Source organism: Devosia sp., from assembly GCF_017744655.1.
Lineage (GTDB): Bacteria > Pseudomonadota > Alphaproteobacteria > Rhizobiales > Devosiaceae > Devosia.
In genome coordinates this window covers 324,080-342,098 of sequence record NZ_JAGIAW010000009.1, presented here as the reverse complement: position 1 = coordinate 342,098, position 18,019 = coordinate 324,080, and the positions used below count along the sequence as shown (strand labels likewise).

Below are 18,019 nucleotides of genomic sequence, written 5' to 3'. Positions count from 1 at the left end.
GGATCAGGCTTAAGAGAAGACGGAAGACGGCGCTAGGCTGGGCGGCCGAAGAGGATCAGCACGAGGCAGACGACCAGCACTGCCACGGCAAGAAAGTTGGAGCCATTGCCGAGATAGCGCAGCGGATGTGCCGCGTTCCCCGGCTGCAGGCCGAAGGGGTGAACCAGGCGACCCAGGACGAGCAGGGCGCCGGCAATGTGGAGCCAAAGGGCAGTGGTGCCCTGTGCCTCGGCGAGCAGCATGAGCAGCAGCACGAAGGGCGCCCATTCGATGAAATTGCCGTGTTGGCGAACTTTTTGCAGCAGATCGGCATGGCTGCCATCGCCGAAGGACTGGTTGTATTGCGCCCGGGTCGCCGAAACCCTGACGAAGAGCACCAGCCAGATCAGGATGAGCGGCAGGCTATAGAGCGTGGTGGTGGTAAGGGGCATTGGACGCTGTCCTCGATTGGAAATGACCCAAGAACGCAAGCCATTGCCGAATTTCGACATCGCGATTTTATTTTTCTCGACATGCGCCATCGGGACGTGCGGCGCGCTAGGATCAGGTCATGTCACAATTTCCCCAAGCCTATCTCATCTGCGGCACGCCGCGCTCGGGCAGCACGCTCATCTGCGAAATGCTCTATCGGAGCGGGGTGGCCGGAAGGCCGAACTCCTATTTTCGCGAGGTCGATATTGCGCATTGGGCGGAGGACTGGGGTGTTTCCCCGGCCGAGGGCATCGATACGCCGGCCTTCGATCGTGCCTATCTCGCGGCCATGCGCGAAGCCGGCAGGGCGGGAACGGGAATCTTTGGGCTGCGGGTGATGTATTCGAGCCTTGCCGATGCCGGGCGGCGGCTAGCACGGGTTTTTGGCCGCGCGGACACCGTGCCGGCGCAGCTCGAGGCGGCGTTTGGGCCCCTCCTCTATATTCACCTCTCCCGCGGGGACAAGCTCGGCCAGGCTGTCTCGCTGGTGCGCGCCGAACAGACCGGGCTCTGGCACCTCAATGCCGATGGCAGCGTGCTCGAAGGCGCGGAGGAACGGCCGGAGCCGGTCTATGACGGCCAAAGGATCGCCGCGGTGCTGGCGGACCTGGAAGCGGACGACCGGGCTTGGGACGCTTTCTTTGCAGGGCATGGCATTACGCCGCTGCGCCTCATTTATGAAGGGGTCACGGCTACGCCGCAGCGGGCCCTGGCGGAGATTTTTGCGCGCCTCGGGCTCGACGAGGGCATTGCCCTCGCCATGGCGGTGCCGACGGCCAAGATGGCGGATGCGACGAGCCGGGAATGGGTCGAGCGCTTCAGGCGGGAAAACGCCTAGCCGCTATTCGCTGGGGATTTGGGCGAGTTCGTCTAGCAACGACATGTTCGCCCGCCAGTGAATGGCGTTCCATCCGCGGGCCCGTGAGGCGATGACATTTTCTTCCGTGTCATCGACGAGCGTGATGTCCTGGGGCGAGGCGACGAGCGTCTCCTGAATGTGCCGGTAAAATTGCTCGCTGGGTTTCCGATGGCCAATGGCGGCCGAATAGAAAATGCCATCGACCTGGCCGGCAAGGCCCATGACCTCCATCAGATAGGTGGCACGCATATGCTCCTGGTTCGTCGCGAGATAGACCCCAAGCCCCTTGGCTCGCAGTTTTGCCATGTCGTCGATAACGGCTTCAACGAGCCGGGAGTCATTTTCAAACCAGTAGTCGATCAGGGTTTGAGCAGAGACGGCTGACGCAATGTCGGTAAGGAACTCGGCGAGTTCAGGGAGGAGCGCCTTGCGTCCGGTGATGATATCAGGCCAGCGCGGTTTGAAAAACTCGCGTTGCAGGGTCGGCGCCGAGATGCCGAGATCGGCTTCGAGGTCGGTAAAAAGGTGTGCGCCGTCCTTGGGGCGACCGGAAACGATGACGCCGTCGACGTCCATCATGATGATCTGCATGCTGCTCTCTCCTCCGCGCCGCGATCTTAGGAAGATGGCAGCGAAGGGCACAAACAAAAAGGGCGCGGCCGATGGCCACGCCCTTTAATTTTCTTGTCTGGCAGCGTTTTAGAGCGTGCGCTGCACAGTCTCGACACGGAAGCATTCGATGACGTCGTTGGCGCGGATGTCTTCGTAGTTCTCGAAGGCCATGCCGCATTCCTGACCGGTCTGCACTTCCTTGACTTCGTCCTTGAAGCGCTTGAGCGTCTTGAGCTTGCCTTCGTGGATGACGACGTTGTCGCGCAGCAAACGCACGCCGGCGCCGCGTTCCACAATGCCTTCGGTGACCTGACAGCCGGCAACCTTGCCGACCTTGGTAATCTGGAAGACTTCGAGGATTTTCGCGTAGCCGATGAAGGTTTCACGGCGCTCGGGCGCCAGAAGACCGGACATGGCCGACTTAACGTCATCCACGAGGTCGTAGATGATGTTGTAGTAGCGGATTTCGATGCCTTCGCGGGTCGCCAGATCCTGGGCCTGCTTGTTGGCGCGGACGTTGAAGCCGATGATGACGGCCTTGGAAGCCGTTGCCAGCGTCACGTCGGATTCGGTGATCCCACCGACGCCCTGATGCAGGATCTGCGCCGACACTTCGTCGGTGCCGAGCTTGTCGAGCGAAGCAACGATGGCTTCCACCGAACCCTGCACGTCACCCTTGATGATCAGCGGGAACTTGGCGATGCCATTGGCCTTGAGCTGATTCATCATCTGCTCGAGGCTGGTGGCGCCGCCGCCGGCCGTCTTTTCACGAATGGCGCGCTGACGGTATTCGGTGACTTCGCGGGCACGCGCTTCGGTTTCGACGACCGAGCAACGATCGCCGGCCGAGGGCACGCCGGTAAAGCCCAAAACTTCCACCGGGACCGAAGGACCGGCTTCCTTGACCTGCTCGCCCTTGTCGTTGATGAGGGCACGAACTTTGGCGAACTCGGTGCCGGCGACGAGAATGTCGCCGACGCGCAGCGTACCGCGCTGGACGAGAACGGTAGCCACGGCGCCGCGACCGCGATCGAGCTTGGCTTCGACCACGATACCTTCGGCGCGACCGTCACGGGCGACCTTGAGTTCGAGGACTTCGGCCTGCAGCAGGATGGTTTCGAGCAGTTTGTCGAGACCGGCACGGGTCTTGGCCGACACTTCCACATCGAGCACGTCGCCGCCCATGGTTTCCACGAACACTTCGTGCTGAAGCAGTTCCGTGCGTACGCGCTGGGGATTGGCGTCCGGCTTGTCCATCTTGTTGATGGCCACGATGATCGGAACACCAGCCGCCTTGGCGTGCTTGATGGATTCGATGGTCTGCGGCATGACGCCGTCATCGGCCGCCACGACCAGCACCGCGATATCCGTTGCCTGGGCGCCGCGGGCACGCATGGCGGTGAACGCCTCGTGGCCCGGGGTGTCGAGGAAGGTGATCTTGGTGCCGTTCTTTTCGACCTGATAAGCGCCGATATGCTGGGTGATGCCACCGGCTTCACCCGAAACCACATTGGCTTCGCGGATCGCGTCGAGGAGCGAGGTCTTGCCGTGGTCGACGTGACCCATGATGGTCACGACGGGCGCACGATCGGTCAGATCCTCGGCCTTGTCGTCGGAGGGAAGATCGAAGAGACCTTCTTCGACGTCGGCTTCGGACACGCGCTTGACGGTGTGGCCGAGTTCGCCGGCGATCAGTTCAGCCGTATCGGCATCGATCACATCGGTGATCTTGGCCATATTGCCCTGCTGCATCAGCATCTTGATGACGGTGACGGAGCGTTCGGCCATGCGGTTGGCGAGTTCGCCCACCGTGATGACTTCCGGAATGACCACTTCGCGGCTGAGCTTTGGCGCATCCTGCTGGTTGCGGCCCATCTTCTTGTCGCGACGGCGCTTCATGGCGGCGAGCGACGGACCGCGATCCCTATCGCTTTCGGTCGTGGCGCTCGAAACCGTCAGGCGGCCACGGGCTGCACCTTCATCGCCACGACGCGACGGGCGCTCGGGCTGAGCACGCGAGGCGCGACGGGCATTTTCGAGTTCGGCCTCGGTCGTCGGACGCTGCTGCGGCGCACCGGTACGGATGCGGCGGCCATCGGCCTCGCTCGGGGCGGCGGGCGGCACATTGCCGATCGGGGCCATGCCGGCACCGGCGGGGCGACGATCGCCGGCCGGGCGGGCGCCCGTGCCTGCCGGGCGCGTGCCGGTGGAGCCTGCCGGGCGCGTATTGCCGGTCGGACGGGCATTGGGGTTCGGACGTTCGCCGTCGGGGCGCGTATTGGACGGACGCTCGTTGGACGGGCGTTCGCTGCGCTGCGGACGCGCCGACTGGCCGGGACGGCCGGCAACGGTGCGAACCTGCGACGGGCCGGGATTGCGCTGGCTGGCCGGAACGAAGGGCTCGCGGGCCGGCTCGGGTTCACGAGCGGCCGGAGCCGGGCTTTCGGCAGCGCGGGAGGCAGCCTCTTCCTCGACGCGGCGGGCCTCGTCGGCCTGGCGGCGTTCTTCTTCCTGGCGCGCGGCTTCTTCGCGGATCTGGCGACGACGGTTGTCGTCCTCGATGCGGCGGGCTTCTTCGGCCGCAAAACGCTCCTTGTCCTCGGCAGCGCGGGCGCCGGCGAGAGCCAGGGCGCGCTGGCGGGCTTCGGCCTCAGCAGCCGAAAGACCGAGCGCCGGGCGCTGGGTCTGCATGGGGCGGCCCTGGCCGGGACGACCCGAACCGCCTGGGCGGCCGCCACCGGCCGGTGCGCCCGAGGGGACGCCGGCGGGTTTTGGAACCACGCGCGTTCGCTTCTCCACGACCACCGTCGCACGCGAGGGGCCGCGCGACGTGCCGGCGCGATTGCCCAGACCCGGACCCCCCTTGAGGGTCAGCGTCTTCTTGGCGCCAGAATCGTCAGAACGCTTGTCGTCGTTATCAGCCATACTTCCTATCGTCTTTCGTCCTGTTCCACGGACAAAAGCACACCGGTTACCGCAGGGCGGTCGGTGTCGTTATCCGTTGGATTGGCACTGTAGCGGGCCAGTCTATTGGCCTTGTCCAATGCCGATTGGGCTGCCGCCCCTGTCATGAGGGCAGCATGTATCACATTTTCTAGTCCAAGTGCCAAACCCAATTGCACGCTTGAGAGCAATTCGAAATGGGGCACTTGCGGGCCGACTGCGCTGCCCTCGCGGCGGGCGTGATTGAGGGCGCGCAGGGCCCCCAGCATCTTGTTCTTGCCATCGGCCGCGCCATCGGTTGCCGAGAGCAGTGCGATGAGCTGGCCACCTTCGATGGCACTTTTCACCTTCATGCCGCCGGAGGTGAACTGGCCGGCCTTTTTCGCCATGGCGAGGGCCGAGGTAAATCTCTGTTCGAGCCTGAGCCGCGTCAGGTCCGCAAGATCGGGCGGCACCGTGACGTTTTCTTTCAGGCTCCTCGCAAAAGCCTTTTTGCGCACGGCTTCGGCGACGGCCTCATGGCTCAGGGTAATCCAGACCCCGCGCCCTTCGGCCTTGGCATCGGTATCGGGCACGATGGTCCCGTCGGGACCCAGCACGAAACGGATCAGCTCCTCAACCGGCTTTTCGAGCCGGGTGAGAGCACACGTCCTTATAGTTTCTTCGCGCCGGGCCAAGACATCACCTCAAGAAAGCGGTCCTTAGACCGCTTCCTCCTCGGCTTCGCCACCCACATCGCCTTCCTGGGCAGCAACTTCGTCGGCGCTGATCCAGCCGGCACGCAGGCGCGCCTGGAGAATCATGTCTTCGGCTTCTTCGCGGCTCACGGGGAAGTCCTTGAAAGTACCCTCGAAGCGCTTGGTTTCACCGTCCTTGCGTTCGCTCCAGCCGACGAGATCGTCAGCGGCGCAACCGGCAAAGTCTTCCACGGTCTTGATGTCTTCCTTGCCAAGCGCCACGAGCATGGCGGCGTTGAGGCCTGGTATTTCATAGAGCTCTTCGTCGACGCCGAGCGCGATACGCTCGTCATCGAACTTGCGCTCGATCTCGGCAAGATATTCGGCGGCGCGGTTCTGGATTTCGCCGGCCGTCTCTTCGTCAAAGCCTTCGATGGAGGCGATTTCGTTGGGCTCGATATAGGCGAGCTCTTCGACCGACGAGAAGCCCTCCGAAGCCAATAGCTGGGCAACCATCTCGTCAACGTCAAGGGCGTTCATGAACAAAGTCGAACGCTCGGTGAATTCCTTCTGGCGACGTTCGCTCTCTTCCTGCTCGGTCAGGATGTCGATATCCCAGCCGATGAGCTGGCTCGCGAGGCGCACATTCTGGCCGCGGCGGCCGATGGCGAGCGACAGCTGCTCGTCGGGCACCACGACTTCGATGCGCTCGGCCTGTTCGTCGAGAACGACCTTGGCGACATCGGCCGGCTGCAGGGCCGAAACCACGAGATCGGCAATGGTATCTGTCCAGGGAATGATGTCGATCTTTTCGCCCTGAAGTTCAGCGACCACGGCCTGAACGCGCGAACCACGCATACCAACGCACGCGCCGACGGGATCGATGGACGAGTCGTTGGAGGTCACGGCGATCTTGGCGCGCGAGCCCGGATCGCGGGCGATCGAGCGGATGGTGATAACGCCATCATAGATTTCGGGCACTTCCTGCATGAACAGTTTTGCCATGAACTGCGGGTGCGTACGGGACAAAAAGATCTGCGGACCGCGCTGTTCGCGACGCACGTCATAGATGTAGGCGCGGACGCGATCGCCATAGCGGAACATTTCGCGCGGGATCAATTCGTCGCGGCGGATGATGGCTTCGCCTCGGCCGAGATCGACGATGACATTGCCATATTCGACGCGCTTGACGGTGCCGTTGACGATTTCGCCGACGCGGCCGGTATATTCCTCGAACATGCGGTCACGTTCTGCATCGCGCACCTTCTGCACGATGACCTGCTTGGCCGACTGGGCGGCAATGCGGCCGAATTCCATCGGCGGCAGCGGCTCGGTGAGGAAATCGCCGACCTTGGCTTCCGGAGACTTGGTCTTGGCGAACTTGAGGTCGACCTGGCGGCTCGGCTCTTCGACGTCGTCGACGATTTCAAGCAGGCGCCACATGCGGGTTTCGCCCGAGCGTGGATTGATCTCGACCTTGATCTCGGTCTCGGCGCCATAGCGGCCCTTGGCGGCCTTTTCCATGGCATCCTGCATCGCCTCGATCACGACCATACGGTCGATCGACTTTTCACGGGCGACGGCATCAGCGATCTGCAACAGCTCAAGGCGATTCGCGCTAACGGCCATTTAGTTGTTCTCCTTGGAGACGTCTTCGTCGTCATTGTCGGCATCGGCATATTCGACCGTTTCGGTCTCATCGTCGTCGATCGGATGCAATTCCTGATCGGCGCGCGCCATGTCCATCAATTTGTCGGTCATTACGAGCTTCGCATCCGCAATGGTCGGGAAGCTGAGCTTGTGGTCGGGGTCGGTGCCGCCCGGAGCGTCGGGCAGGCGGATGGTCACGCCCTCGTCGTCCACGGCAATGATGTCGCCGCGGAAACGCTTGCGGCCATTGATCATGTCGAGGAGTTCGACCTTGGCCTCATGGCCCAGGAAGCGCTCGAAATCGCGCTTGCGCACCAGCGGGCGGTCGATGCCGGCGGAGGAAACTTCGAGATGATATTCGCGGTCGATGGGATCTTCGACATCGAGGACCGGCGAGAGATCCTTGGAGAGGGCCTCGCAGTCATTGATGTTGAAGCGGCCATTCTCGTCCTCGGCCATGATCTGCAGGGTGCAGCCATTTTCCGGGGTGATTTTCACGCGCACCAGCGCATAGCCGAGGCCATTGGCAACAGGCTCGACAATGCGCGAAATTCGGGCTTCGAGGCCGGTTTCCTTGATGTAGCGTTTCTCGGTGAGATCGAAAGCCATTGGGTCCCAGATAAGCAAAAAGAGCGGGGCCGGTCAGGGCACCACTCTCTGTATGAGAGCAACGATGTTGGCCTCATATAGCCCCGCTCCCGGCAAAAGGCAAGTTCGGAGCTGATAGGCTAGCTCCCGCTATCTCTCCCAGGTCACATTGGAGACATTGGCGCCAAGCTCCTCAAGAAAGTCGCGCAGGTCTTTCACCATGGGGTCGGGCCCGCACAGATAAAAATTCTGGTCGAAATTGTCGATATGGCGCCTGAGGAAATCGGCGTCGATCCGCTCCTGCAGCAATTTCGACTTCTGGTCATTGGTGACGGTCCAGAGCGTTTCGAGCCCCTCCATGGCCTCGAATTCATCGCGCAGGATGATGTCTTTTTCGGTCTGGTTGGAGACGATCAACCGGTTGCCGGCGATTTTTCCCGTGGCATTGAGATGGCGCAAAATGGCGATAAAGGGCGTGACGCCCGCGCCGCCGGCAATGAAGGTGCCGGGCCCGCGATATTGGATCGTGCCCCAGACATCGCGCAGGATCAGCTTGTCGCCCGCCCCGAGCGACCAGAGCTCGTTGGTGACCCCGCTATGGTCGAAATAGCTCTTGATGGTGAATTCGAGATTGTCCGCATCGGGGAGGCAGGTGAAGGTGAACGGGCGCTTCTTGTCTTGCCAGCCGCCGCGATCGATGCTGACCTCGGTCGCCTGGCCGGGCGAAAAATTGTAGCCCTTGGGGCGTTCCAGCCGGTAGTGCCTGACATTGTGGGTGACGGGTACGGTATCGAGTATTTTGACGCTGATCTGCATGGCTTTCTCCTCGCTGCCATGAGCACAACCCTAAGCCTGACCGGCGGTTCCGGGGATGAGGCACCTTGAGGTTACCCGGTTCCCTCGCGACAACCGGGTGTCTTTGTAACCACCTGATTTACTTGTGAAACCGTCGGGGCGTTGCAGCTTCTTTCAAGAGCAAGATTCTTGTTTTTCGTGTCTTGGAGCCGAATTTTGGCGGCCCATCTCTGGTGTGTTCAAACGAAAGGAACACCCAAAATGATCAAGAACAGCATCCTTGCCCTGACCACCGCCGTCCTCGTTGCCGGCGCTGCCTTGCCGGCATTCGCCGCTCCCGCTCCGGTCGAATCCACCGATGTCGATACCAGCTACCTGACCGACGAAGTCGCCAACGACTATACGCTGCTGCGCCTCCATGAAAAGGGCATCAACGCCACCTCGATCGAAGAATGGAACGGCAAGATCCGCGCCTTCGTGGTTCAGGACGACGGCACCCAGGCCATGCAGCTTTTCGACGCTGACAGCCTTGCTCCTGTCGGCCTCTAACCTCTCCGCCCGTCGCGCCTTCGGCTGGAAGGGTGAATCACCCTTCCCGGAGGCGCTCTGGGTCAGACGCTCCTGGCGCTGCCGGTCTTCGGCGGCGCCCGAAGCCTTCCCTAGCGGAGGCTGATATTGTTCGACAGATCGAAATTCTGCCGTGCGGCGGCGACGGCGTCGCGATTGCGCACCACGAAAGCTCGGCAGGCATCGACGAGATCGAGCAGGTCCTGGCCCAATTCGGTCAAGGCATAATCCACCCGCGGTGGAATGGTCGCAAAGGCCGTGCGGGAAATAAAACCGTCGCGCTCGAGTTCGCGCAGCGTGGCCGCCAGGGTTTTCTGGGAAATCCCGTCCATGGCGCGACGCAATTCGTTGAAGCGCCGCGTGCCGGTGCTCAATTCCGCCACCACGACCAGCGTCCATTTTCCCGTTCGCATCGCCAGGAAGCTATTGTCCTCGTGCGAAAAGGAAAGCGTGCTGGACATTTTTGAGGCTCCGGAACCGGTCGGCGTGCAGCCGATATGGGGAGCGATTGCCAAAGGTCCAGTGCCGCGACGAGCGAACTTGTCGTTCGCCGTCATGAAACGGTTAAGAATTAGCGCCGATCAAATGTGAAATAGAAGCTGATCATCCGGCCTTCGCGCCGCGCCTTTTGCTCGTAACGCGTCGGCTGCCAGCCGGGATAAGGCACGTGCCATGAACCCGGTGCTTCGGGCGCGAAGGAAAATTCGGGCTCGCGCACGATATGAGCGAGGGTCCAATTGGCATAATCCTCGATATCGCTGGCAAAGTGGAATTTTCCGCCTGGGCGGATGACGCGGGCCAGTTCCTTGAGCGTCACCGGCGAAACGAAGCGGCGCTTGTGGTGGCGTGTCTTCGGCCAGGGATCGGGATAGAGCAGATAAACCGCGTCAATGCTGGCATCAGGCAGCGTGATGAGGAGTTTTAGCGCATCGTCGGTGAAAAGCCGGACATTGCGCAGATTCTTGGCAATCGCCGCCTGTACCATCTTACCGATGCCGCCGGTAAAGACTTCGCAGCCGATAAAGCCGGTTTCCGGTTCTTCCTCTGCCTTGCGCGCCAGATGCTCGCCGCCGCCATAGCCGATCTCGATGACCAAGCGCTTGGCTTCGGGAAAGAGGGTTTTGGGATCGAGGTGATCGGCCAGCGCGATTTCGAGTTCGGGCAGGGTCTCTTCGACCATGGCTTTTTGGCCGCCATGCAGTTTCTTGCCGGAGCGGCGGCCGAAAAAGGCGCGCGGTTCGCCATCACGGGTTTTGGGAAGCTGGTGGTCGGTCATCGCAGAACCACCACCTTCTCGCCGGCTTGGATGGCGCCGACAATTGCCGGCAACCTGACCCGAACCGCGGCAGCGATTGCCGCACGGCGGAGATTGCCCAGCCGAATCCAGACAAGTGGAACAGCCAGGAGGCCGGTTCTGGAGAATTCAACAAAGTCGGCATCTCTGCTGACCAGGACCGCGCCCGTTTCATTGGCAATCTGTGCGATTTTCGTATCGGGTGAATATCGAGGCAACAGTGATTCCATATGCATACATTCATGCCCGGCAGCGTGAAATTCGCTGGCGAGCTGGGCCGGCAAATTTGCGTCGAGCAGAAATTTCATTACTCGGCAGCAACGCCCTGATGGTCCAGAAGATCGGCGGCATAACGCAGCACGGCCGAAAAATCTTCACGCGTCAGATCGGGAAAATCGACGAGCAATTCATCGATCGTGTCGCCTGCGGCAAGGGCCCCCAGGATGTCATGCACTGTTAGGCGCGTTCCCAAGAGGCGTGGCCGCCCGCCACAGACGCCGGGCGTCGAGACGATGCGCGGTTCACGGGGTTCTGACATTTCTGGCTCCACATTGCCGCCAGATCATACCGCGGGCGCCGGACCGGGTAAACCAGCCCGGCGCCTGCCGGCAAGATGGCCTCAGGCCACCGCCGCCTTCAGCGCCTTCACGAGATCGGTCTTCTCCCAGGAGAAGCTGCCATCACGGCCCGGCTTGCGGCCAAAATGGCCATAGGCCGAGGTCTTGGCATAGATCGGCTTGTTGAGGTCGAGATGGGTGCGGATGCCACGCGGGGTCAGGTCCATCACCTCGGCCAGTGCCTTTTCGAGTTTTGCTTCATCGACCTTGCCGGTGCCGTGCAGGTCGACATAGATCGACAGCGGCTTGGCAACACCGATGGCATAGCTCAGCTGGATCGTGGCGCGATCGGCAAGGCCGGCGGCAACGACGTTCTTGGCAAGATAGCGCGCGGCATAAGCGGCCGAACGATCGACCTTAGTGGGGTCCTTACCGGAAAATGCGCCGCCACCATGCGGCGCTGCGCCACCATAGGTGTCGACGATGATCTTGCGGCCGGTCAGGCCCGCATCGCCATCGGGACCGCCGACGACGAATTTTCCCGTCGGATTGACGTGCCAGACGGTTTCGTCGTTGATCCAGCCTTCCGGCAGGGCTTCGCGGATATAGGGTTCGACGATTTTCCGGACATCCGAAGAGGTCAGGCTTTCATCAAGATGCTGGGTCGACAGCACGATCTGCGTCACGCCAACCGGATGGCCGTCTTCATAGCGCACCGTGACCTGGCTCTTGGCGTCGGGGCCAAGCTTGCCGGCGGGGCCATGGTTGGCCTTGCGGGCTTCGGTCAGGGTTTCGAGGATCTTGTGGGCGTAGTAGATCGGGGCGGGCAGCAGTTCAGGGGTTTCGCGCGACGCGTAGCCGAACATGATACCCTGGTCGCCAGCGCCGACATCCTTGTTGCCGCTTTCATCGACGCCCTGCGCGATATCGGCCGACTGGCCATGCAGCAGCACGTCGATCTTGGCGGTCTTCCAGTGGAAGCCGGACTGTTCGTAACCGATGGCGCGGATAGCCTTGCGGGCGGCGGACTTGAATTTTGATGGGCTGACGATCGGGGCGCCGGAAGCGTCCTTGAGGACCTTGCCGTCCTTGTCCTTCTTCAGCAGCGTTTCGGGCACGCGCACTTCGCCGGCAATGACGACGCGATTGGTGGTGGCGAGGGTTTCGCAGGCGATGCGGACCTGGCTCGCATCCATGCCGACCTTCTTGGCCTCGCGGAAAACCAGATCGACGATTTCATCCGAAATCCGGTCGCAGACCTTGTCTGGGTGACCCTCGGAGACCGACTCTGAGGTAAATTGGTAGGACGAACGGGCCACGCAACTGCTCCGATAATGCAAAAAATGGCCGAAAACGGCCTAAACTAACCGTTTAGTGACACCATGTGGCCACCGGGTCAAGGCGGATATAAAGAAAGCTTGATATGATCCATGCGCAGGGTTGAGCATTTCTTGCCTTGGCGTGTGCCTTTCCATCGCCGTCTTGCTGTGCCAATGAAAGCAAAACCGAAGAATGGAAAAACCATGGCCATCAGAGTGCATCGCGGCGATCTGCCAAACCTCTCCAATTACGGGCGCGAGGTGGCGATCGACACGGAAACCATGGGGCTCGATCCGCATCGCGACCGGCTTTGCGTCGTGCAGCTTTCCCCCGGCGATGGCAGTGCCGACATCATCCAGATCCCGCAGAACGCCACCGAGGCGCCGAATCTGGTTCGCCTCCTGACCGATCCCGGCGTCACCAAAATCTTTCACTATGCGCGCTTCGACGTTGCAGTGCTGCAACAGCGTTTTGGTGTCGTCACCGGACCGATCTACTGTACCAAGATCGCCTCGCGACTGGTTCGGACCTATACGGACCGGCATGGCCTCAAGGAATTGGCGCGCGAACTGCTCAATGTCGATCTCAGCAAGCAGCAGCAGAGCTCGGACTGGGGCAATGAGAAGCTGACCGATGCGCAGCTCGACTATGCCGCCTCCGACGTTCTTTATCTCCATGATTTGAAACGCCATCTCGATCGCATGCTCAAGCGTGAGAATCGCATGGAACTGGCGCAATCCTGCTTCGATTTCGTGAAAACCCGTTGCGCCCTCGATCTGATGGGGTGGCAGGAGACGGATATTTTCGCTCATAGCTGAGGAACAGCCCTTGGCCTTTGCCGATCAGCCCGGCCGGACCCGCAAATATAAGCGCCTCACCCGCCGCAACCGCGTGGTGGGGCTCTTGCGGTTTGCCGTGCCGGCCGTGGGTTCGGTGTTGCTGATTGCCCTCCTGGTCCAGATCACGATTTCGAGTTTTGGCGCGCGCTTCGGCATCGGCAAGATCGAGGTGACGCCCGATCGCATTCGGGTCGAAACGCCGGAATATGCCGGCACGCTGACCGATGGCTCGACTTATCGCGTCTGGGCCGAAGAAGCCGCCGCTGCCATCGACAATACCGATCTCGTGACCATGACCAATGTGCGGGTGATGCTTGAGCGCACGGACGGGGTGCGGCGCGAAGCTTCGGCTGCGGATGCCGTTCTCGACACCGTCAATCAGCAGATACGCATCGAAAATGGCACGGAAATCAGCGAATCGAGCGGTATTTCCGGACATCTCAGCGATTCGGTTTTCGACTGGGCCAGCCAGACGCTGACCTCCAATGGTCCGGTGGTGATCAACTATCCCGACGGTTCCACCGTTAAGGCCGAGGGACTGGTGCATGAGGCCGAGCATAACCGCTGGACTTTCACCAAGGCGGTCGTCACCTTGCCCGCTACTCCGGGAGAAGAGCAGGAATGAATCGCAGTCGCTTCGCTTTGATCGCTGTTTTTTTGGCCCTTTTTTCTGCGCCCACGCTGGCTCAGACCGCGGTGCAGATCTCGGCCGACAGTTTCACCATTGAGGAGGGTGCGAAGGAGGCGGTGTTCACCGGCAATGTCGTGATCAAGCACCCGACGGTGAACGTCTGGGCCGAAAAGGTCGTCGCCACCTATGGCGATGGCGGCACCAGCGACATCAAGAGCTTTGAGGCGACCGGCAAGGTAAAACTCGAGACGGACGAACAGACGGCAACCGGGGACCGCGCCGTGTTCTCGCCGGGCGATCAATTGCTGCGCCTGACCGGCAATGTACAAGTCAGCAATGCCGCCGGTAGCGTCAATGCGCAGGAGCTGGTGGTCAATCTCGCCACTAATGTCTCGACCTTCAGCGCCAGCCAGGGCGGGCGCGTCACCGGGACTTTCACCACCCAATGAGCGAGAAGCCGCGCATAGACCAGTCGGGCTGGCTCGTCGCCCAAGGACTGGCCAAGAGTTTCGGCAAGCGCACGGTCGTGCGCGATGTGTCCCTGGCCGTGCGCCGCGGCGAGGCGGTGGGCCTGCTGGGTCCCAATGGCGCCGGCAAGACCACGGTCTTCACCATGATCATGGGCCTCGTGCGGCCCGATGCGGGACGCATTCAGCTTGACGGAAATGATATTACCCGCCTGCCGCTCTTTCAGCGTGGCCAGCTCGGCGTCGGCTATCTGCCCCAGGAACCGTCCATTTTCCGGGGCATGAGCGTCGAAGGCAATATTCTGGCTATTCTCGAGAATACCGTGAGGGGCCGGGCCGAACGCAAGCGGCGGCTCAAGCAATTGCTCGACGAATTTTCCATTTCCCATCTCGCCAAATCAAATGCTCTGTCGCTCTCGGGCGGCGAGCGGCGGCGTGTTGAGATTGCCCGGGCTCTGGCGGCCGAACCGATCTTCATGCTGCTCGATGAGCCCTTTGCCGGCGTTGATCCCATTGCGGTGGCCGAAGTGAAGGGTCTGGTGCGACAGCTTACACAGCGCGGTATCGGCGTGCTGATCACTGACCACGCCGTGCGCGAGACGCTGGGCCTGGTCGATCGCGCCTATGTTATTCACGGCGGCTCGGTGATGATTCAGGGCAAGCCCGAGACCATTTCTGCCAGCCCCGAAGCCCGCCGCGTCTATCTCGGCGAAAGCTTCGAACTTTAGGAACTGGCACGGAACTTGCCCTTCCCAACGAAATCAGCCATGTTGCGCGCGGGAAGCCGCCCTTCGGGGTATAAAGTGACACGCCAAGAGGTTGAATAGATGGCACTTTCGCCGCGGCTGGAGTTTCGCCAGGCCCAAAGCCTGACGCTGACGCCGCAGCTCATGCAGTCGATCAAGCTCCTGCAATTGAGCCATCTCGAACTCAACGATTTCGTCGATGCCGAACTCCTGCGCAATCCGCTGCTGGAGCGCGAAGAGGGCGGCGACGCGGCCGACGTCGAACCGGCCGAAGCCCCGGAGCGGGCGGTTGAACTCAGCGCCTACGAGGATACGGTGGCCCAAGGCGATCGCATCAAGGATGCCGACCAGATCGCCGAGGGCTATGACACCGCGGTCGAGAACGTCTTTCCCGAATCTAATCCCAATGAGATGGGTAGTGTCAGCGGGCCCGATCGCAATGGCAGTTTCGAGGGCGGTGAAGCGCCTGATCTCGACCAGTTTGTGGCTTCGCGACCGCGGCTTGCCGATCATCTTGAAGCCCAGGCGCAAATGCTCTTGCGCACTCAGGCCGACCGGCTGATCGGTCAGCACCTGATCGACGGACTCAACGAGGCCGGCTATCTCACCGTCGAACTCGAGGCCGTGGCCGAACTGCTCGGCGCCGAACTCGGCGACGTCGAGGCCGTGCTCGGGGCGCTGCAGACCTGCGACCCGATTGGCGTCTTTGCCCGTTCGGTTGCCGAATGCATGGCGCTGCAGCTGCGCGAGCGCGACCGGCTCGATCCGATGATGCAGCGCCTGCTCGACAATCTCGGTCTTGTCGCCGAGCACAATATGGCGGCGCTGATGAAGGCTGTCGGCTGCGATCGCGAAGATCTCTCCGATATGCTGGGCGAATTGCGTCTGCTCGATCCGAGGCCGGGCCTTGCCTTTGACAGTGCGCCGATCGAAGCGGTGGTGCCTGATGTCTTTGTGCGGTCCGGACCCGATGGCGGCTGGCAGATCGAACTCAATACCGAGACGCTGCCCCGCGTGCTGGTCAATCGGGTCTACTATGCCAGCGTGACCAAGAAGACCCGCGATACCGCTGAAAAGACCTTTTTGTCCGATTGCCTGCAGACGGCCAATTGGTTGACCAAGAGCCTCGACCAGCGCGCCCAGACCATTACCAAAGTGGCCGCCGAAATCGTGCGCCAGCAGGATGGGTTTCTGACCCATGGCGTGGCGCATTTGAAGCCGATGACGCTCAAAATGGTCGCTGAAGAAATCGAGATGCACGAATCGACGGTGAGTCGCGTTACCGCCAACAAATATATGGCGACGCCGCGCGGTCTCTACGAGATGAAATACTTCTTCACCACGGCCATTGCTTCGGCCGATGGCGGCGGTGATCACTCGGCCGAGGCCGTACGCCACCGGATCAAGCAGCTTATCGATGCGGAAGTCGCTAGCGATATTCTTTCGGATGACACGATTGCCGAATTGCTGCGCAAGGAACAGGGCATCGACGTCGCCCGGCGCACTGTCGCAAAATATCGCGAGGGGATGAATATCCCCTCTTCGGTGATCCGCCGTCGCCAGAAAAAGGCATTGCAGAAAATCGCCTGAAGCCGGCTGCGTCCTATCGTCTCGTTCGCTGGCGTGATCGGGAACCGCGGAGCGGGGCTGCGGCGTTGGGGTCTTGCCGGCAGCCTTTGATCACGGGGGGAAGGCTAATTGAGCCGCGTCCCTCTGTCACCCTCTCATTTGGACATGCCGGGCATGATGCTGATTGCCCCTGCCTTTGGCTGGGTCTAGCATCCTCATGTCTGTCACCCCACATGATGGTAGTGACAGTAGGCAGGAACCCGGATGCCGGGAGATCGGCTTCGGGACCTCTTGCGTCGAACACACGACCGAAAGGAAGAAGAAGCTATGGCCTTGCGCGTTTCGGGAAAGAACATGGATGTTGGCGATGCTCTGCGCGGTAAAGCGGAGGATCACTTTTCCACCGTTGTCGGAAAGTATTTCGACGGCGGTTATGACGGCCATCTGACCCTCACTCCAGACGGCATCGGCTTCCGTGCCGATTGCGTTGTCCACCTCGATTCCGGCGCGACCCTGCAGGCCAGCGCCCAGGGCGGAGATGCGACCTCGGCCTTCGAAGTCATGGCGCTCAATATCGAAAAGCGCCTGCGGCGTTACAACCGCAAGCTCAAGCAGCACCGCAAGGGCAATGGCGCCGATGGCGTCACCGCGCAATATACCGTTTTCGGGGCCTCGGACGACTTCGACGAGCTCGATGAGGACTATGCTCCGCCCGTCGTTGCCGAGACCACCAAGAACCTGCGGCAGATGAGTGTCGAGGAGGCCGTGATGGAGCTCGACCTCTCGGGTCAGAATGTTGTGATGTTCCGCCACGCTGGACATGGCGGCCTGAATGTGGTCTACCGCCGCGCGGACGGCAATATAGGCTGGATTGATCCCGCTCTCGGGGCAAATTGATAAGCCCGACTGCCGTAGAAAAGCTGAAGTAGAGCCCAAGGCAGACTAATGGAATTGGCTGACATTCTGGCAGAGGATGCCGTACTTGACTGTACGGGTGTCACCTCGAAGCGCCAGCTGTTTGACATCTTGTCCAAAAAGGCTTCCGAGATCACCGGCAAGGACCAAAACGATATCCTTGCGGCCATTGCCGGCCGCGAGGAATTGGGGTCGACCGGCCTCGGAAATGGCATTGCCATTCCCCATGGGAAGCTCAATGGTCTCAATGGCGTAACCGCCGTTTTTGCCCGCCTGGACACCCCCATCGACTTCGATGCGGTGGATGATCAACCGGTCGACGTGGTGATCATGCTGCTCGCGCCTGTCGGCGCCGGTGCCGACCACCTGAAGGCTCTGTCGCGCGTGGCGCGGCTCTTGCGTACGGAAAGCGTCATTGACCAGCTGCGCCGGGAAACCGACGTCAAGAGGCTCTATGCACTGCTGACGACGCCGCTTGAAGATTCCTGCGCCGCCTGAGTCGCAGGAACGAGAAAATAA

The 18,019-nt window shown here is 61.3% G+C and carries 20 protein-coding genes and 1 pseudogene; 9 read left to right on the top strand and 12 right to left on the bottom strand.

Annotated features, from left to right (window positions below; genetic code table 11):
* Nucleotides 1–32: 32 nt before the first annotated feature.
* Nucleotides 33–431, bottom strand: coding sequence for an MAPEG family protein (locus J7557_RS18050; RefSeq protein ID WP_291421421.1), 399 nt, complete (start codon nt 429–431; stop codon nt 33–35).
* A gap of 119 nt (nt 432–550) precedes the next feature.
* Between J7557_RS18050 and J7557_RS18045 the strand changes: the two genes are divergently transcribed.
* Nucleotides 551–1,309: a Stf0 family sulfotransferase gene (locus tag J7557_RS18045; RefSeq protein WP_291421420.1), complete on the top strand. Its 759-nt coding sequence runs from the start codon at nt 551–553 to the stop codon at nt 1,307–1,309.
* Between the two features lie 3 nt (nt 1,310–1,312).
* On the opposite strand, the gene J7557_RS18040 is transcribed toward J7557_RS18045, so the two are convergent.
* The 6 genes from J7557_RS18040 to J7557_RS18015 all read right to left on the bottom strand — a co-directional run bounded on the left by J7557_RS18040 (nt 1,313) and on the right by J7557_RS18015 (nt 8,616).
* Nucleotides 1,313–1,921: an HAD-IA family hydrolase gene (locus J7557_RS18040; protein ID WP_291421419.1), complete on the bottom strand. Its 609-nt coding sequence runs from the start codon at nt 1,919–1,921 to the stop codon at nt 1,313–1,315.
* Between the two features lie 108 nt (nt 1,922–2,029).
* Nucleotides 2,030–4,867 (bottom strand): translation initiation factor IF-2, encoded by a 2,838-nt coding sequence (infB, locus tag J7557_RS18035; RefSeq protein WP_291421418.1) that lies wholly within the window; start codon nt 4,865–4,867, stop codon nt 2,030–2,032.
* A gap of 5 nt (nt 4,868–4,872) precedes the next feature.
* Entirely contained in the window at nt 4,873–5,562 is a 690-nt protein-coding gene (locus tag J7557_RS18030; RefSeq protein WP_291421417.1) for an RNA-binding protein, read from the bottom strand.
* Between the two features lie 24 nt (nt 5,563–5,586).
* Entirely contained in the window at nt 5,587–7,191 is a 1,605-nt protein-coding gene (nusA, locus tag J7557_RS18025; RefSeq protein WP_291421416.1) for a transcription termination factor NusA, read from the bottom strand.
* Nucleotides 7,192–7,821, bottom strand: coding sequence for a ribosome maturation factor RimP (gene rimP / locus J7557_RS18020; protein ID WP_291421415.1), 630 nt, complete (start codon nt 7,819–7,821; stop codon nt 7,192–7,194).
* 129 nt (nt 7,822–7,950) lie between these two features.
* The gene (locus tag J7557_RS18015; protein WP_291421414.1) at nt 7,951–8,616 is read right to left on the bottom strand and encodes a flavodoxin reductase; all 666 of its coding nucleotides are present in this window, start codon (nt 8,614–8,616) and stop codon (nt 7,951–7,953) included.
* 240 nt (nt 8,617–8,856) lie between these two features.
* On the opposite strand from J7557_RS18015, the gene J7557_RS18010 reads away from it, so the two are divergent.
* On the top strand, nt 8,857–9,144 hold the full coding sequence (locus J7557_RS18010; RefSeq protein ID WP_291421413.1) for a hypothetical protein: 288 nt from the start codon (nt 8,857–8,859) through the stop codon (nt 9,142–9,144).
* Nucleotides 9,145–9,254: 110 nt separating this feature from the next.
* Here J7557_RS18010 and J7557_RS18005 read toward each other — a convergent pair whose 3' ends face one another.
* From J7557_RS18005 to metK, 5 genes are all read right to left on the bottom strand, one after another.
* Nucleotides 9,255–9,623: a helix-turn-helix domain-containing protein gene (locus J7557_RS18005; protein ID WP_291421412.1), complete on the bottom strand. Its 369-nt coding sequence runs from the start codon at nt 9,621–9,623 to the stop codon at nt 9,255–9,257.
* Between the two features lie 110 nt (nt 9,624–9,733).
* Nucleotides 9,734–10,438, bottom strand: a complete 705-nt coding sequence (gene trmB / locus J7557_RS18000) for a tRNA (guanosine(46)-N7)-methyltransferase TrmB (protein WP_291421411.1) — start codon at nt 10,436–10,438, stop codon at nt 9,734–9,736.
* Nucleotides 10,435–10,764, bottom strand: a complete 330-nt coding sequence (locus J7557_RS17995; RefSeq protein WP_291421410.1) for a DUF5615 family PIN-like protein — start codon at nt 10,762–10,764, stop codon at nt 10,435–10,437. The genes trmB and J7557_RS17995 overlap by 4 nt, the downstream gene beginning before the upstream one ends.
* Nucleotides 10,764–10,994: a DUF433 domain-containing protein gene (locus tag J7557_RS17990; RefSeq protein WP_291421409.1), complete on the bottom strand. Its 231-nt coding sequence runs from the start codon at nt 10,992–10,994 to the stop codon at nt 10,764–10,766. The genes J7557_RS17995 and J7557_RS17990 overlap by 1 nt, the downstream gene beginning before the upstream one ends.
* Nucleotides 10,995–11,075: 81 nt before the next feature.
* Nucleotides 11,076–12,332, bottom strand: coding sequence for a methionine adenosyltransferase (gene metK, locus J7557_RS17985; protein WP_291421408.1), 1,257 nt, complete (start codon nt 12,330–12,332; stop codon nt 11,076–11,078).
* A 204-nt stretch (nt 12,333–12,536) separates the two neighbouring features.
* Between metK and J7557_RS17980 the strand changes: the two genes are divergently transcribed.
* The 7 genes and pseudogenes from J7557_RS17980 to J7557_RS17950 all read left to right on the top strand — a co-directional run bounded on the left by J7557_RS17980 (nt 12,537) and on the right by J7557_RS17950 (nt 17,998).
* Nucleotides 12,537–13,151: a ribonuclease D gene (locus J7557_RS17980; protein ID WP_291421407.1), complete on the top strand. Its 615-nt coding sequence runs from the start codon at nt 12,537–12,539 to the stop codon at nt 13,149–13,151.
* A gap of 10 nt (nt 13,152–13,161) precedes the next feature.
* On the top strand, nt 13,162–13,797 hold the full coding sequence (locus J7557_RS17975; RefSeq protein WP_291421406.1) for a hypothetical protein: 636 nt from the start codon (nt 13,162–13,164) through the stop codon (nt 13,795–13,797).
* Complete coding sequence (locus tag J7557_RS17970) at nt 13,794–14,252, top strand: LptA/OstA family protein (protein ID WP_291421405.1); 459 nt, start codon at nt 13,794–13,796, stop codon at nt 14,250–14,252. Before J7557_RS17975 ends, J7557_RS17970 begins: the two co-directional genes overlap by 4 nt.
* A 32-nt stretch (nt 14,253–14,284) precedes the next feature.
* Nucleotides 14,285–14,998, top strand: a pseudogene (gene lptB, locus J7557_RS17965) (LPS export ABC transporter ATP-binding protein); the annotation flags it as partial.
* Between the two features lie 99 nt (nt 14,999–15,097).
* Nucleotides 15,098–16,606: an RNA polymerase factor sigma-54 gene (rpoN, locus tag J7557_RS17960; RefSeq protein WP_291421404.1), complete on the top strand. Its 1,509-nt coding sequence runs from the start codon at nt 15,098–15,100 to the stop codon at nt 16,604–16,606.
* Nucleotides 16,607–16,912: 306 nt separating this feature from the next.
* A complete protein-coding gene (gene raiA, locus J7557_RS17955) occupies nt 16,913–17,482 on the top strand; it encodes a ribosome-associated translation inhibitor RaiA (RefSeq protein WP_035084484.1) in 570 nt (189 codons plus the stop codon).
* Nucleotides 17,483–17,530: 48 nt separating this feature from the next.
* A complete protein-coding gene (locus J7557_RS17950; protein WP_291421403.1) occupies nt 17,531–17,998 on the top strand; it encodes a PTS sugar transporter subunit IIA in 468 nt (155 codons plus the stop codon).
* The last annotated feature ends 21 nt before the right edge of the window (nt 17,999–18,019 follow it).